The organism is Polaribacter dokdonensis (genome assembly GCF_024362345.1).
Lineage (GTDB): Bacteria > Bacteroidota > Bacteroidia > Flavobacteriales > Flavobacteriaceae > Polaribacter > Polaribacter dokdonensis.
Genome location: NZ_CP101505.1, coordinates 2,187,333 through 2,202,439, shown reverse-complemented (window position 1 = coordinate 2,202,439; position 15,107 = coordinate 2,187,333). Strand labels below are relative to the sequence as shown.

16 protein-coding genes are annotated in these 15,107 nt (G+C 29.8%); 10 read left to right on the top strand and 6 right to left on the bottom strand.

The features are described 5' to 3' along the window. Positions 1 to 124: 124 nt before the first annotated feature. From rpmF to pdxA, 3 genes are all read right to left on the bottom strand, one after another. A complete protein-coding gene (rpmF, locus tag LPB302_RS09795; protein WP_015481590.1) occupies positions 125 to 319 on the bottom strand; it encodes a 50S ribosomal protein L32 in 195 nt (64 codons plus the stop codon). 1 nt (position 320) lies between these two features. Then, positions 321 to 857 (bottom strand): YceD family protein, encoded by a 537-nt coding sequence (locus tag LPB302_RS09790; protein ID WP_053973718.1) that lies wholly within the window; start codon positions 855 to 857, stop codon positions 321 to 323. Between the two features lie 83 nt (positions 858 to 940). Then, positions 941 to 1,975 (bottom strand): 4-hydroxythreonine-4-phosphate dehydrogenase PdxA, encoded by a 1,035-nt coding sequence (gene pdxA / locus LPB302_RS09785; RefSeq protein ID WP_053973719.1) that lies wholly within the window; start codon positions 1,973 to 1,975, stop codon positions 941 to 943. 58 nt (positions 1,976 to 2,033) lie between these two features. Between pdxA and LPB302_RS09780 the strand changes: the two genes are divergently transcribed. After that, positions 2,034 to 2,618 carry a riboflavin synthase gene (locus LPB302_RS09780; RefSeq protein WP_053973720.1) on the top strand — a complete coding sequence of 195 codons (585 nt, stop codon included), beginning with the start codon at positions 2,034 to 2,036 and terminating at the stop codon, positions 2,616 to 2,618. Between the two features lie 13 nt (positions 2,619 to 2,631). Next, complete coding sequence (locus LPB302_RS13985) at positions 2,632 to 2,802, top strand: DUF8622 domain-containing protein (RefSeq protein WP_496559462.1); 171 nt, start codon at positions 2,632 to 2,634, stop codon at positions 2,800 to 2,802. Positions 2,803 to 2,804: 2 nt separating this feature from the next. Here LPB302_RS13985 and LPB302_RS09775 read toward each other — a convergent pair whose 3' ends face one another. After that, positions 2,805 to 3,947 (bottom strand): DNA polymerase III subunit, encoded by a 1,143-nt coding sequence (locus LPB302_RS09775; RefSeq protein WP_053973721.1) that lies wholly within the window; start codon positions 3,945 to 3,947, stop codon positions 2,805 to 2,807. Between the two features lie 77 nt (positions 3,948 to 4,024). Between LPB302_RS09775 and LPB302_RS09770 the strand changes: the two genes are divergently transcribed. Then, positions 4,025 to 4,804 carry a TspO-related membrane protein gene (locus LPB302_RS09770; RefSeq protein ID WP_053973722.1) on the top strand — a complete coding sequence of 260 codons (780 nt, stop codon included), beginning with the start codon at positions 4,025 to 4,027 and terminating at the stop codon, positions 4,802 to 4,804. Between the two features lie 102 nt (positions 4,805 to 4,906). Further along, positions 4,907 to 6,094, top strand: a complete 1,188-nt coding sequence (locus LPB302_RS09765; RefSeq protein ID WP_053973723.1) for a phosphoglycerate kinase — start codon at positions 4,907 to 4,909, stop codon at positions 6,092 to 6,094. Between the two features lie 40 nt (positions 6,095 to 6,134). Here LPB302_RS09765 and LPB302_RS09760 read toward each other — a convergent pair whose 3' ends face one another. Next, positions 6,135 to 8,432, bottom strand: coding sequence for a M20/M25/M40 family metallo-hydrolase (locus tag LPB302_RS09760; protein WP_053973724.1), 2,298 nt, complete (start codon positions 8,430 to 8,432; stop codon positions 6,135 to 6,137). Positions 8,433 to 8,539: 107 nt separating this feature from the next. Here LPB302_RS09760 and LPB302_RS09755 point away from each other — a divergent pair, with 107 nt between their 5' ends. Then, positions 8,540 to 9,007: a CBS domain-containing protein gene (locus LPB302_RS09755; RefSeq protein WP_053973725.1), complete on the top strand. Its 468-nt coding sequence runs from the start codon at positions 8,540 to 8,542 to the stop codon at positions 9,005 to 9,007. Between the two features lie 2 nt (positions 9,008 to 9,009). Here the strand turns inward: LPB302_RS09755 and LPB302_RS09750 are convergent, their stop codons facing one another. Beyond that, the gene (locus LPB302_RS09750; RefSeq protein WP_053973726.1) at positions 9,010 to 9,363 is read right to left on the bottom strand and encodes a hypothetical protein; all 354 of its coding nucleotides are present in this window, start codon (positions 9,361 to 9,363) and stop codon (positions 9,010 to 9,012) included. 159 nt (positions 9,364 to 9,522) lie between these two features. Here LPB302_RS09750 and LPB302_RS09745 point away from each other — a divergent pair, with 159 nt between their 5' ends. The 5 genes from LPB302_RS09745 to LPB302_RS09725 all read left to right on the top strand — a co-directional run bounded on the left by LPB302_RS09745 (position 9,523) and on the right by LPB302_RS09725 (position 15,009). Continuing rightward, a complete protein-coding gene (locus LPB302_RS09745; RefSeq protein ID WP_053975300.1) occupies positions 9,523 to 9,858 on the top strand; it encodes a single-stranded DNA-binding protein in 336 nt (111 codons plus the stop codon). A gap of 90 nt (positions 9,859 to 9,948) precedes the next feature. Beyond that, a complete protein-coding gene (locus tag LPB302_RS09740) occupies positions 9,949 to 11,106 on the top strand; it encodes a glycoside hydrolase family 53 protein (RefSeq protein WP_053973727.1) in 1,158 nt (385 codons plus the stop codon). An 85-nt stretch (positions 11,107 to 11,191) separates the two neighbouring features. Further along, positions 11,192 to 11,650 carry a (2Fe-2S)-binding protein gene (locus LPB302_RS09735; RefSeq protein ID WP_053973728.1) on the top strand — a complete coding sequence of 153 codons (459 nt, stop codon included), beginning with the start codon at positions 11,192 to 11,194 and terminating at the stop codon, positions 11,648 to 11,650. Between the two features lie 19 nt (positions 11,651 to 11,669). Then, on the top strand, positions 11,670 to 13,820 hold the full coding sequence (locus tag LPB302_RS09730) for a xanthine dehydrogenase family protein molybdopterin-binding subunit (protein ID WP_053973729.1): 2,151 nt from the start codon (positions 11,670 to 11,672) through the stop codon (positions 13,818 to 13,820). Between the two features lie 199 nt (positions 13,821 to 14,019). Next, positions 14,020 to 15,009, top strand: coding sequence for a helix-turn-helix domain-containing protein (locus LPB302_RS09725; RefSeq protein ID WP_231658706.1), 990 nt, complete (start codon positions 14,020 to 14,022; stop codon positions 15,007 to 15,009). The last annotated feature ends 98 nt before the right edge of the window (positions 15,010 to 15,107 follow it).

Sequence of the window (15,107 nt, the reverse complement as noted above, 5' to 3'; positions counted from 1 at the left end):
TCAAAAGTAATGAAAATTATAACACTGTTTTACCTAAAAAACACCAAAATAGATAGTTTTTAGATAAATAACGAAAAAAAACCCTCAAAATTGAGGGTTTTTTGATATTTTGATAAGCTAGTTTTTAAGCTTCTGCAGATGCAGATTCTAAAACAACTTGACCTCTATAGTATAATTTACCTTCGTGCCAATGTGCTCTATGATATAAATGTGCTTCTCCAGTTGTTGGATCTGTAGCTATTTGTTGAGCAGATGCTTTATAATGTGTTCTCCTCTTATCTCTTCTAGTTTTAGATATTTTTCTTTTAGGATGTGCCATTTTATGTCTTTTTTTCTGTTATTAAATTCTTTAATTTATCCCATCTTGGGTCTGTAGTTTCTACAGTTTTTTCTTCTTTTATTTCTAGTTCTTTTAATTTATCTAATGCTTCAGATTCCATTGTGCCATCTAATACTTTAGGATGAACTCTTTTGTTTGGAACTGCCAAAACAATCATTTCATAAATGAATTGAGCTACATTAAATTCGTATGCTTCATGAGGTAATACCAAAATTTCCTCATTATCATCATTAAACTCAGGACCAAACTTTACAACTAAAGGTAATTCTGAATCTATTTCTTGATGATACAACTCATTTGTAACGTCACAAGGCACTTCTACTGTACCTTCTGTTACAAATGTAAGCTCGAACAACGTGCTTTTTTTTACAAAATGTAAAGAAACTTTTATAGATGAGCTTTCGTAATCATCAAAATTAAAAGCTTCAAAGAACTTATTATCAATAGAATAAATGAACTCATGTTTTCCTTCTTTTAATCCTACAAACTGTATGTTGAATTGTTTTAAGTCTTTCATTGTCAAACATCAATTGAGCGTGCAAAGATACAAAAAAATGTATTTCTGCCATATTTTTATTAAAAAATTAAATTACTTTTAAATTACCTTACTTTTAAAGGGTTTTGCGTTAATTCTTTATAATCTTTTCTAGATTTATATACTTGAATTGCAGTAAATAAAGCTTCTTTAAAAGAAGATGAGTTAGCTTGGTTTTTACCTGCAATATCATAACCTGTTCCATGATCTGGAGAAGTTCTTACATGGCTTAATCCTGCAGTAAAGTTTACACCCTTGCCAAAAGACAGTGCTTTAAAAGGTGCTAAACCTTGATCATGATAAGTAGCCAAAACTCCATCAAACTGTTTATAGGTTTCTGAACCAAAGAATCCATCTGCAGCATAAGGTCCAAAAACTAATTTACCAGAATCTGCTATTTCTGTAAGAGTTGGCTTTATAATATCATCATCTTCTTTACCAATAATTCCATTATCTCCACAATGAGGGTTTAATGATAATACTGCAATTTTAGGTTTATTGATACCAAAATCTTGTTTTAGAGAATTGTACATTGTATCTACCTTACTCTTAATTAAATCTGGAGTAATAGTTTCTGCTACTTTAGCTATTGGAATATGACCTGTAATTAAACCAATTCTTAATTCATCTGTCATTAAAATCATTAGGCTATTGCCTTCTAATTTTTCTTCTAAGTACTCTGTGTGACCTGGAGTCTTAAAAAATTCAGATTGAATATTCTCTTTATTAATAGGTGCAGTTACTAGCACATCTATCTTATTTTCTTTTAAATGTTCTACTGAAGCTTCTAAAGACTTAAAGGCAAAATTACCAGATTCTTTGGTGGCTTTACCTAACTCTATCTTAACCTCTTCTTTCCAAATATTTAAAACATTTATTTTATTATGGTTAATTTGATTGATAGCTGTAATACCATGAACTGGCGTTTCTAAATTCAAAGCTTTTTTATGATAAGAAATAGCTTTTGTGGCTCCAAAAAGAACAGGCGTACAAAAATCTAACATTCTTTTGTCTTCGAAAGTCTTCAATATAACCTCAACACCAATTCCATTTAAATCTCCAATTGAAATTCCAACAATTATTTTATCAGTTTTATCCATAGTAAACCTTGTAATATGCTTATTTTTGTAACTACAAAAGTAACTAATTTTTAATGATATGTTTACAGGAATAATCGAAACACTTGGTACCGTAAAAAATGTAGTTAAAGAGCAAGAAAATGTTCATTTAACTATAGAAAGTACTATTACAAAAGAGTTAAAGATTGATCAGAGTGTGGCTCATAATGGAGTTTGCTTAACTGTGGTTGATATTAATAATGATGAATATACTGTAACTGCCATTAAAGAAACATTAGACAAAACTAATATTGGTAAACTAGAAACCTCTGCTATTGTAAACCTAGAACGCGCAATGAAATTGGGTGATAGATTAGATGGTCATATTGTACAAGGTCATGTAGATGAAACTGGAGTTTGTAAAAACATTAAAGATGAAAATGGAAGTACAGTATATACTTTTGAATACAATTCTGATAAAAACAATGTTACTATAGAAAAAGGTTCTATAACAATAAATGGGGTTAGTTTAACTGTAGTAAATTCTACAAAATCTGGGTTTTCTGTAGCTATCATACCTTACACATGGGAAAACACTACTTTTAAAACCTTACAAGTTGGTGATATTGTTAACCTAGAATTTGATGTAATTGGCAAATACGTAGCTCGTTTAACAAACTTGTAATAACATTAAATTAGTGGCAAAGTCTAGAGTAAAATACTGTGAAATCTGTAAGAAAGATTTTTCTACTATGTTTAGAATACAATATAAACAACCTAAAAAATGGGTTTTTACTTGTGAACAATGTTTGTTAAATGTAAAAAAAGACAATCCTCTTTACGTTTATGGAGGCACTTGGAAAAGGTAGGCTTATAACTTTTCTTCCTTTTTATGCAAAAAGCGAGTTAATTTCATTGAGAGATCTAACAAAATAATTTTAGCATTTCCATTTCTTTCTATATGATAAATTGCTTCACTAATCTCTTTTTCTATTTCTAAGATATTTCCTGAATGGACAAAAGGTGCAAATTTAGATAACTGAAAATTGGTTTTTGTCTCCATAAAAACCAGCTGATCAGACTTGTAGTTCATTAATAAAGCTTGTCTAAAAAACTGCAAACAATATTCTAAAAATCGTTTTTGTGTTTCCCTACCTGTTTTTGCAATAGTATCAGACCAAGAAATTAATTGTTGTACAACTGTAGCATTACCTTTTGCTTTAAAAGCAGTTCTAATCCAAGCAATAAACCATTCTTCGAAAACCAAATCAGATGAATCATTATGTAATAAATGTAAAGCTTTATTAAAATTACCTTCTGCTTGATGCGCAATATTTGCAGCTTTATTATCTTCTACTTGATGGTTTACAATTAATGTATTTATAATATCTTGTTCTGCTAAAACAGGAAAATGTAAGGCTTGACAGCGAGATTTTATTGTATTTATAATCTGCTCTTCATTTTCTGTAATTAAAATAAATACCGTTTTTTCTGGTGGCTCTTCTATCAGTTTTAATAATTTATTGGCAGCAGCAATATTCATTTTTTCTGCCATCCAAATTATCATCACTTTAAAACCACCTTCAAAACTTTTAAGTTTTAATTTCTTTACAACATCTTCTGCTTCATCAACATTTATTAAACCTTGTTTATTCTCTACACCTATATGTTGCAACCAATTAAATAAACTTCCATAAGGCTGATTTTCTACAAAATCTCTCCAATCTTCTAAAAAAAGATTACTTACAGGATGTTTCTTTACAACATCGTTAGTAGTTACAGGAAAGGCAAAATGTAAGTCTGGATGTTGTAGCTTATTACATTTTAAATTACAAGCATCTGCATCTGTAGAAAAATTACACAACAAGAACTGAGCATAAGCAATAGCCATTGGCAAAGTCCCTGAACCTTCTTTACCCACAAATAATTGTGCATGTGGAACCCTGCCATTTTCTGCTGACTTTTTAAGATGGTTTTTAATGTGTTCCTGACCTATAATTTGGTTGAAAAGCATATAGCAAATATAGAACTTTAGAAAATTTTAATTTTAGATTTTGTAATTTTAATCACTTAAATTATCAAACTTTAATTATGAAGAAATTATTACAAATTTTAAACGGTATTGCCTTTGTTTCTGTAGTTTTTATTAATTACCTCTCTAATACTGGTGCTATGGATGGTAAAACAATTGGTGGTGTTTCAGATAATATAAAATCGCTGTTTACACCTGCAGGCTATGCTTTTTCAATTTGGGGAATTATATACTTATTGCTGCTTGGCTTTATAATATACCAAGGTAGAAGTTTGTTTGTAAAAGTTAAAAACGATGATTTTATTTTAAAAACTGGTTTCTGGTTTATTATCTCTTGTTTTGCAAATAGTGCTTGGATTTTCTGCTGGATATATGGTTACACAGGTCTTTCTTGTATCTGTATATTTATTTTACTTATAGCTCTTTTAAAAATAGTAGTAAATAATAATATGGAGTTATATGAAGCTTCAAAATCTACAATTTTATTTTTATGGTGGCCCTTTGTAATTTATAGTGGTTGGGTAACAGTAGCTAGTATTGCAAATGTTTCTTCTTATTTAGTAAAAATAAATTGGGATGGTTTTGGAATATCTGCAGAAATTTGGACTATTATAATGATTGTAATTGCGACTATTATAAATACTATTTTAATATTTAAAAGAAATATGAGAGAGTTTGCTCTAGTTGGTACTTGGGCCCTAATTGCAATTGGTGTAGCAAACTACGAAAGCTATACAACAGTTGCTAATAACGCATTTATTGCTGCTGGTATACTTTTTATTTTTAGTGCTTATCATGGTTTTAAAAACAGAAAAAGTAATCCTTTTATAAAGTTCTAGTAACTGCAACAACTCCGAAAACGTTATCTTAATTTTTAAGATATCAATTTCGGTAAACCTAAATAATAAAGTATTTTTGTTGAAAAGCGATACATAAAAAACATGAAAACCTTAAACGATTTTAATTTCGATAAAAAAAGAGCCATAATTAGAGTAGACTTTAATGTGCCTTTAAATGATAATTTTGAAGTAACAGATAATACTAGAATTCAGGCTGCAAAATCTACTATTATTAAGGTTTTAGAAGATGGAGGAAGCTGTGTTTTAATGTCTCATTTAGGAAGACCAAAAGGTAAACAAGAAGAATTTTCTTTAAAACATGTTGTTAAGGCTGTTGTAGATGTAATTGGTTGTAACGTAAAATTTGTTGATGATTGTGTAGGGCCTAAAGTAGAAGAAGCAGTTGCTAATTTAGATTCAGGAGAAATTCTACTATTAGAAAATTTACGTTTTTACGAAGAAGAAAAAAATGGTGATGTAGCCTTTGCAGAAAAACTATCTAAATTTGGAGATATTTATGTAAATGATGCTTTTGGTACTGCACATAGAGCACATGCATCAACCACAATTATTGCACAGTTTTTTGAAAATAATAAATGTTTTGGAAACTTATTAACAAGAGAAATTGAAAGTATAGATAAGGTTTTAAACAATTCAGAAAAACCAGTTTTAGCAATTTTAGGAGGTGCAAAAGTATCCTCTAAAATTACAGTAATCGAAAATATTTTAGACAAAGTAGATCATTTAATTGTTGGTGGAGGTATGACGTTTACTTTTATAAAAGCACAAGGTGGTTCTGTTGGAGATTCTATTTGTGAAGATGATAAAATGGAATTGGCATTAGATATTTTAAAACAAGCCAAAGAAAAAGGTGTTGAAGTGCATATACCTGTAGATGTAGTTGCTGCAGACGATTTTAATAACAATGCAAATACAAAGGTTGTAGATGTTACTCAAATTCCTGATGGATGGCAAGGTTTAGATGCTGGTCCAAAATCTTTAGAAAACTTTGATGAGGTTGTAAATAAATGTAAAACCATTTTATGGAATGGACCTTTAGGCGTTTTTGAAATGGAATCTTTTGCAAAAGGAACAATTGCACTTGGTAACTCTATAGACAATGCTACTAAAAACGGAGCATTTTCTTTAGTTGGTGGAGGTGATTCTGTTGCTGCTGTTAAACAATTTGGTTTTGCAGATAAGGTAAGTTATGTTTCTACAGGTGGTGGAGCAATGTTAGAAATGTTAGAAGGTAAATCTTTACCAGGTATAGAAGCTATTTTAAAATAGTTTTCAAATAAAAATTACGTTAAAAGCTGAAAATATGATTCTATATTTTCAGCTTTTTAGTTATAATTATAGCATCATTTGTAACAAAAGGCATAGGCATCATTTCTTCAGTTCTTGGTATTATATTAAAATTCTCATTAGTTAATAAATCAAAAGAAATTTCATTTAGAATAAAATTTAACTTCTCATTCTTATCAACTGTAAAAGTTAAATTTACTGCTTCATCTGAATTAGCTATATAATAAATTAAAAATGTACCATATTTAATAGTATAATTTTTACCTTTTAATACTAAAGCATCATTTACTTTAAATTGTTGCAAAGTCACTTTATCTTTAGTTATAAACTCTAACTTATTTACATTTCTATTTGGCTGAACACTAATTTCTAAAAAGCGTTTGGTACCCATTATTGTATCTGTAATTATATTAATGTTTGCAGAAGCGATATTTTTAAAATCGGTTTTTTTATGATAAGTAAAACGTGTGTTATACTTACTTTTAGTTTCTGCATTTTTTATGCTGCCTTTAACTGCATTTTCATCAAAAATTTGATTGGTATAGGCATCTAAGGTTTTATTATAAGTACCAAAATAGGCTGTAGAATCGTTAGAATTTTGAATGTAAACAAGACTATTTGGTTTTTTATTATCTATAGAAAATCCACTATTATAAGTGGCCCATCCAAAGAAAACAACACACAGTAATCCACTCAGTTTTATAATAATTCCTGTTTTTTTATGATTGAAAGAAAGTATAATCAACCCAAAAATTAAAACAATAAAAACTGCGCTTACTGCTAACATTTTTAAACCTAAACCTACAGGAAACATTTGCACCAAAGGTGAAAATATATAAAGTGTTGGCATAGATAAGAGTGTAAATAAAATAGATTTAAAGCCAGAATTTAGGTTTGTAAAAATTGATAAAGCTAAAATTAGCAAAGCAATAAAAACAGGTATAATAAAAAAGCCTGCTCCTTTTAAGGTTAATGCTATTATTATGCAGATAATCAACCAAAGAAAAATTGGAGCAATTATTAAGCTTGTAGGCTTGTCGAATTTTGAAAAATAGCTATAGGACTTAAAAGTAATCAACAAGTTTAAACAAATAAAGGCTGCTATATAACTGTAACCATTATAAGTAAAACCATGAAGCATATCATTATACTGAGGATGAATTATTTTTAACAATTCCCATCCAAAATAAGAAAGCAATCCACATAAAATTAAGGAACCTAAAAACGGTATAAATCCTAAGAAAACTTCTTTACCCTTTATTCTATTTAAAGAAAAACCAAAAAACAGCAAGATTAGAAAAACTAAAACTGCACCAATCACCAAAGATGTTACCCAAGCAAAAGGAAAGGTTAGCATTTTTATAAATGGAAAATTCACATACACTAAATCTTCATCTGAATTTAAATTTTCTAAATCTGAATTTGCAAAATAATTTAATGAGGTCATTAGATAATCTGCTTGATGCAATAGTGTTTCTCTGTCTAAACGTTCGTATGAATCTTGTGCTGTATGATAATCAAAATGATCATCTATAAAAGCAAAATTGAAACCATTTATATTTCCACTCTCTCTAAAAACAGTTAAATCTGTATCATTTGGTAATTTTTTATAGATACTATACATTAAAGAGTTTGCTGCAGGAAAGTTTGGTTCTGCAGCTAAAAAAGCAGCTAGCAATTTGCTGTTTTTACCATTAGTTTCCATCAGCATATAACTAGGCCCTCCACTTCCTCTAGCTTCAAAATTTAAAACTAAACCAACATCTTTTGCCCAATCATGTTCATCTACAAATGCTTGTGCACCCAATAACCCTAACTCTTCAGCATCAGAAATTAAGATAATAATATCATTTTTAGGTGTGGCTCCATTCTCTAAAAAAGCTCTTACACCTTCCAAAATTGCAACTACTCCAGAACCTGCATCACTAGCTCCTAAAGAAGAATGTGGACTAGAATCATAATGCGTTAAAAGCATTAAAGCCTTACCTTCTTCTGACCCTTTAATTCTTGCTAAAATATTCTCTGTAGTTGTGCCTGCAACCCATTTTTTATTGATTGCAGTTTGTGTTTGAATACTAACTTCTAAACCTAATTTTTCTAATTCTGTAACTATATAATTCTGTACATTTTTATGTTCTGCAGAACCCACAAAGTGAGTATTTGTACTTATATTTTTTAAATGATGTAAAGCATTGCTTAAATAAAAGCCCTTCTGTTCTAATGCTTTTTCTTCAGACAAACTAGGTTTTAAATCATAGAAACTCCAATAAACCACACCTAAGATTAGTAAGAAAGAAATTAGGGAAGACGTCTTTTTCATTTGATTGTTAAGTTTTTATAAATGTAAGAAATAAAAAAAACTTTTGTTAAATGTTGTATAAGAGGTAAAAATCTGTAATTTTAGATGAAACCAAAAAACTAACTAAAATGGGTATTAAAAGCTTTCAAGGCAAAAGAGATGAGTCTCAAAATAAGAACGAAGAACAAATTTTAGTTTCTGACTACATGACTACTAAATTAATAACATTTAAAGCAGAAGATTCTTTAGATCATGTTATTGCTTTATTGATTAAAAATAAAATTTCTGGAGGACCAGTTGTGAATGACAACAATCAACTAATTGGTATTATATCTGAAACAGATTGTATAAAACATATTTCTGAAAGTAAGTATTACAACATGCCTTCTGACACAAATAATACTGTTGGTAAATACATGGTTACAGATGTAGATACTATAGATAAAGACATGAATATTTTTGATGCCGCTTTTAAATTCATTAGCTCACACAGAAGAAGATTTCCTGTTTGCGATAATGGAAAATTAATAGGCCAATTAAGTCAGAAAGATGTTTTAAAGGCTGCAATTAAAGTGAAAGGAAATACTTGGAAATAGAATTAAGCTTCTTTTCTTATTAATAAAAACATTTCGTTTTCTAAGGCCAAATAACCTTCATTATAGACATAAAAATAGGTGTTACCTGTTTTTGTTTTATAGATAGATGTAAAGAATTGAAAATCAAAACCTTTATCATATAATTTGGTTCTGGTTACTTTGGTTTTACCTGAAACGTTTAAATCAGATAAGATTTTATAATTTTTTCTCAATCTATTATTAATGTTTCTAATAAGATTTTTACTGTCTTTATTTACTTTATTGTTGTACGAATTTCTACAGTAATCAGAACAAAATTTCTTATCTACTCTACCTTTAACAGCTTCTCCACACTCTAAACAACTTCTTTTTTCCATCTTGTAAAGGTACAATAATTTATTCGTTTACAAACGACTACAAATATTTACAACCGAAAGTAAGCGCTTTTAAACCGATTAAACTTTTGATGGTGTTGCATCTTTGCAGTGTCGAAAATAATTGACAACAATAAAATAAATAATTTAAAAACTTATCTTATGAGTACGTTAAGAAACAAAGTACAGTTAATTGGAAATTTAGGAAACAACCCAGAAATCATCACCTTAGATAGTGGTAAAAAACTAGCAAAATTCTCTATTGCTACCAATGAAAGTTACAAAAATGCCAATGGTGAAAAAGTAACAGATACTCAATGGCATAACATTGTAGCTTGGAATAAAACTGCAGATATTATAGAAAGGTATCTGCAAAAAGGAAATGAGGTTGCTATAGAAGGTAAACTTACCAGCAGAAACTATGAAACAAAAGAGGGTGAAAAGAGATATGTAACAGAAATTGTCTGCAATGAGTTATTAATGTTAGGCAACAAATAGGTTTATAAAGTCTGGATTTACAATCCAGACTTTTATTTTTTAGAGCTATAAAAGTTTTACTAACTTCACTTGAAATTTAGCTCACTAAAAATGAAATCTATTCTTAAGCAAAGACTAAAGTACCTCTTGTTATATTTTTTATCTATTTTATTACTTTCTTGTTCCACAGAAAAGGAAGCAAATAATGATACCACTATTTTACCAGAAACAACCGAAAGTGAATTTTATCTAGGTGCAGATTTATCCTATGTAAATGAAATGGAAAACTGTGGAGTGACCTATAAAAATAAAGATGGCGACTCAGAAGATGTATTCAAAATTTTTGCTGATGGAGGAAACAATTTAGTTCGTGTTCGTTTGTGGCATAACCCAACTTGGACCAATTACTCTAACTTCGAAGATGTAGAAAAAACAATTCAAAGAGCAAAAAACACAAATACAAAAGTACTTTTAGATTTTCATTATTCAGATGATTGGGTAGATCCTGAAAAACAAGAAATACCTAAAGCCTGGTTGCCAGTTGTAGACAATTTACCAGTCTTAGGAGATTCAATCTATAATTATACTTATAGGATTTTAGACAAGTTATCTCGTAAAAATCTGCTACCAGAAATGGTTCAAGTGGGTAATGAAATTAATTTGATGATTTTACAAAAAGACAACAATGCAAATGCTATGGATTGGTCTAGAAATTCCTATTTAATTAATAAAGGTATTAAAGCAGTAAGAGATTTATCATCAGCAAAAAACAAGAATATAGAAGTAATGCTGCATATTGCTCAGCCAGAAAATGGTGTTTGGTGGTTTAAGGAAGCAAACGAAAATGGAGTTACAGATTTCGATTGGATTGGTTTATCTTATTATCCAAATTGGTCTCAATATACCATTCAAAACGTAACACCTGTTTTAAAAAGTTTAATTGATACCTACAATAAAAAATTAATGATTGTAGAAACCGCTTATCCATTTAGCCTTTTAAATGCAGATAGTGCAAATAATATTTTAGGTACAGATGCTTTAATTTCTGGGTATGATGCCACTCAAGTTGGGCAGTTAAAATATCTATTAGACTTAAAAACAGCCATAAAAAATGCAGGTGGTTCAGGTTTAGTTTATTGGGAGCCTGCTTGGGTTTCTAACAATTGCTCTACTAGGTGGGGCCAAGGTTCTCATTGGGACAATGCCACTTTATTTGATGCCAATTACAAACCAACCTTAGGTTTCGATTTCTATAGTTCAGAGAATTAAATTATAGAACTGTTAAATTATTTCTGGCATTATTTTCAATTAGAAATTTTTGTAACTTACAAATCCAATTCTAAAAATACTTCTTATGCCAAACTATACTTTAAATATTAATGGAAAAAATCAGTCTGTTACTGCAGATGAAGACACTCCCCTTTTATGGGTTTTAAGAGATGAACTAAATTTAGTTGGTACAAAGTTTGGTTGTGGTATTGCACAATGTGGTGCTTGCACTGTTCATTTAGATGGAACAGCTGTAAGAAGTTGTCAAATGAAAGTTTCACTATTAGATGATGTAAAAATTACAACTATAGAAGGATTATCTGAAGATGGTAAACACCCTGTGCAAGAAGCTTGGAAAGAAATAGATGTACCTCAATGTGGTTATTGTCAAGCAGGTCAAATCATGACTGCTTCTGCATTTCTAAATGAAAATAATAATCCATCAGAAGAAGAAATTAGAGAAGCAATGCATGGTAATATTTGCAGATGCGCATCTTATAATAGAATTGAAAAAGCAGTAAAAGTAGCTGCAGAAAAAATGTAATCACTAAAATTTGAACAACATGAAACTACAAAACAAAGATAATTTTAGTCGAAGAAATTTTTTAAAAACCTCAGCTTTAGCAAGTGGTGGTTTACTAATAGGATTTAACTTTTTAACAGCCTGCAAACCAGAAGCAACAATGCCTGTAGATGTTGCTAGCTTAAACTTTAATGATTTTAATGCATTTATTAGAATTTCTGATGAAGGATATGTAACTATTTTTTCTCCAAACCCAGAAATTGGGCAAGGTGTAAAAACTGCTATGCCAATGATTATTGCAGAAGAACTAGATGCAGATTGGAGCAAAGTTACAGTTGCACAAGGTGCTTTAGACACTAAAAATTTTACTAGACAAGTTGCAGGTGGAAGCCAATCTATTCGTCAAGGATGGGATGCTTTAAGACAAACAGGAGCAACTGCAAGACAAATGCTATTAAATGCAGCAGCTACAAAATGGAATGTAGATGTATCTACTTTAAAAACATCTAAAGGAATTATTACAAACGCAAATGGAGATGAATTTAATTATGGAGATGTTGTAAAAGAAGCTGCATTATTAGAAGTTCCAGAAGATGTTAAGCTAAAGGAAACCAAAGACTTTACCATTATTGGTAAAGATGCTATTAATGTAGATATAGATAAAATTATTACAGGTAAACCACTGTTTGGTTTAGATTACAAAGCAGATAATATGATGATTGCTTCTGTTTTAAGACCACCTGCATTTGGACAAAAATTAGTAGATTTTGATGATGCTAAAGCAAAAACAGTAAATGGAGTTGTAGATGTACTAAAATTTGGTGATAAAATAGCTGTTTTAGCAAATTCTACTTGGGCTGCAATGAAAGGTAAGAAAGCATTGTCTGCAAATTGGAAATCTGAAAAACCAGAAAGCACTAAAAATCATGATGAAATTTTAACCAAAATTTTAGATGGTAAAAAGTTTAATACAAGAAGAGAAGATGGTAGTGTAAATAAAGCCTTTGCTGATGCAGACAAAGTAATTGAGAGAACCTATCATTCTCCTTTTTTACCTCACAACTGTTTAGAACCTATGAATTTTTATGCAGATGTAACTGCAGATAAAGTACATTTAGTTGGGCCAATTCAAACTCCTCAATGGACCGTGAATAGAGTTGCACAATTATTAGATAGAAAACCAGAAACTATTCATTGCGAAATGACAAGAATGGGTGGTGGTTTTGGTAGACGTTTGTATGGAGATTTTGCCTTAGAAGCTGCAGAAATTTCAAACATTGCTAAACAACCTATTAAAGTGGTTTTCTCTAGAGAAGATGATATGACAGCTGGTACTTATAGACCCGCAATTAAATATAGAATTAAAGCCTCTTTAAAAGATGGTAAAGTTTCTGGATATCACTTAAAAGAAGCTGCTATTAATGGAAATATGTATGGATTAATACCTAACTTTTTTCCTGCAGGTTGTATCCCAAACTATAAAGTAGATACTGAAAGCTATGCAAGTAATATAACTACTGGAGCTTGGAGAGCACCTTATACAAATTTTTTAGCCTTTGCAGAACAAACCTTTTTTGATGAATTGGCTAATGAATTAGGTGTAGATACCATTCAACTAAGATTAGATCTATTGCAAAATGTAAAAAACACTACTGATGATAAGATAGAATATTCTGGTCAAAGAATGGAAGACACTATTAAATTGGTAAGAGAAAAAGCAAATTGGGGTAATACCAAAGAAGGAGTGTATCAAGGTTTTGCTGCCTATTACAGTCATAACACACATGTAGCAGAAATTGCAGATATTTCATTAAAGGATGGATATCCTATTATAGAAAAGGTAACAGTTGCTGTAGATTGTGGAATTTTAGTGAATCCTACAGGTGCAAAAAATCAGGTTGAAGGTGGAGTTTTAGATGGAATTGGACATGCTATGTATTCTGACTTTTCATTTAATGATGGCAAGCCAGAGCATAAAAACTTTGATACATATAGATTAATTAGAATGCAAGAGACACCTAAAGTAGATGTCTATTTTGTAGAGAATGATAAAAAACCAACAGGTTTAGGAGAACCTGGTTTACCTCCTGCAGGTGGTGCTATTGCAAATGCTATTAATGCTGCATTAGGTCAAAGGTTATACAGTCAGCCATTTGTTAAAGAATTAAAGAAAAGCACTGTTTTAGGATAATATAATGCTATCATTTTTCTTATCCTTTCCCGACTTTAATTTATACAGCACACCATTATTAATACTTGTTGTACAAGGACTAATTTTTGTTGCGCTTTTGTTTGCTAGGTATTTCAAAAAGAAAAATATATCAGATTTATTTCTAGGGCTTATTTTACTTATAATTTGCTACGAACAAACTTGTTATACTGTAGGTTTTATGGGTTGGTATAATGTATTTAGAAATACAAAAATCAACTATTTTTTAATTCCTATGGGGGTTGCAATTGCTCCTTTAATTTACTTTTATGTAAAAACCATTACAACCTCTAATTTTAAATTCCGTAAAAAGGATTGGCTTCATTTTTTATTAGCTTTTTGTCTAATAATTTTTCGATTAGGAATTTATGTTTACGACAGTTTACAGCCTGGTTTTAATGAAACACAAAATGGTGTTTTAAAACTTTCTATAGAAGAGCCAATTGTTTCTCCTCTTTGGGTTTTTGTAAGTTTTGCGCAAATGCTTTTGTATTTGGCGTTTACTTTTCAGCTATTTTATAATTATAGAAAAAGAATTAGAGAATACTTTTCTAACACTTATAAACTAGAACTTAATTGGATTCTTAGTTTTTTAATTGCATTTACATTATTATTTCTTTATAGTTCTTTACAAGATATTGTAGGTAGCTTAATTATTGAATTAAATTATAAACAACGCTGGTGGCTTAATATTTTTATGGCACTTGTAGTTCTGTTTGTTGGGATAAAAGGGTATTTTACAGATACTACAAAACTGAATAAATTAACCTTTAGCTTTTCTCCAAATCCAGAAAGTATACCTCAACAAAAAAATAATATTAGTGAGTTTTCTGCAGAAGATTTAGAAAAGGTTTCTAATTATATGAAAACCGAAAAACCATACCTAAATCCAGACTTAAATCTTTCTGATTTATCAACTTCTCTAAACTTTTCTAGAGCAGAATTAAGTAAAATTATAAACACTGGTTTTGCTAAAAACTTTAATGATTTTATTAATGAATATCGAGTAAATACATTTAAAGAAAAGTTAGAATCTGGAGAACATAAAGATTTTTCTTTACTAGGTATTGCTTATGATTGTGGTTTTAATAGCAAAGCAACCTTTAACAGAGTATTTAAAAAAGTTACACAAACTTCACCTACAGAATTCTTAAACACTCTTAAATCGTAAGGATTATAGCAGATTTTCTCTTGTTATTATTCTCAAATTAAGACGTCTCAAATTGTAAATAAGGCCTGCTTTTATCTTTTAAGTCTTTAAAAGAATAG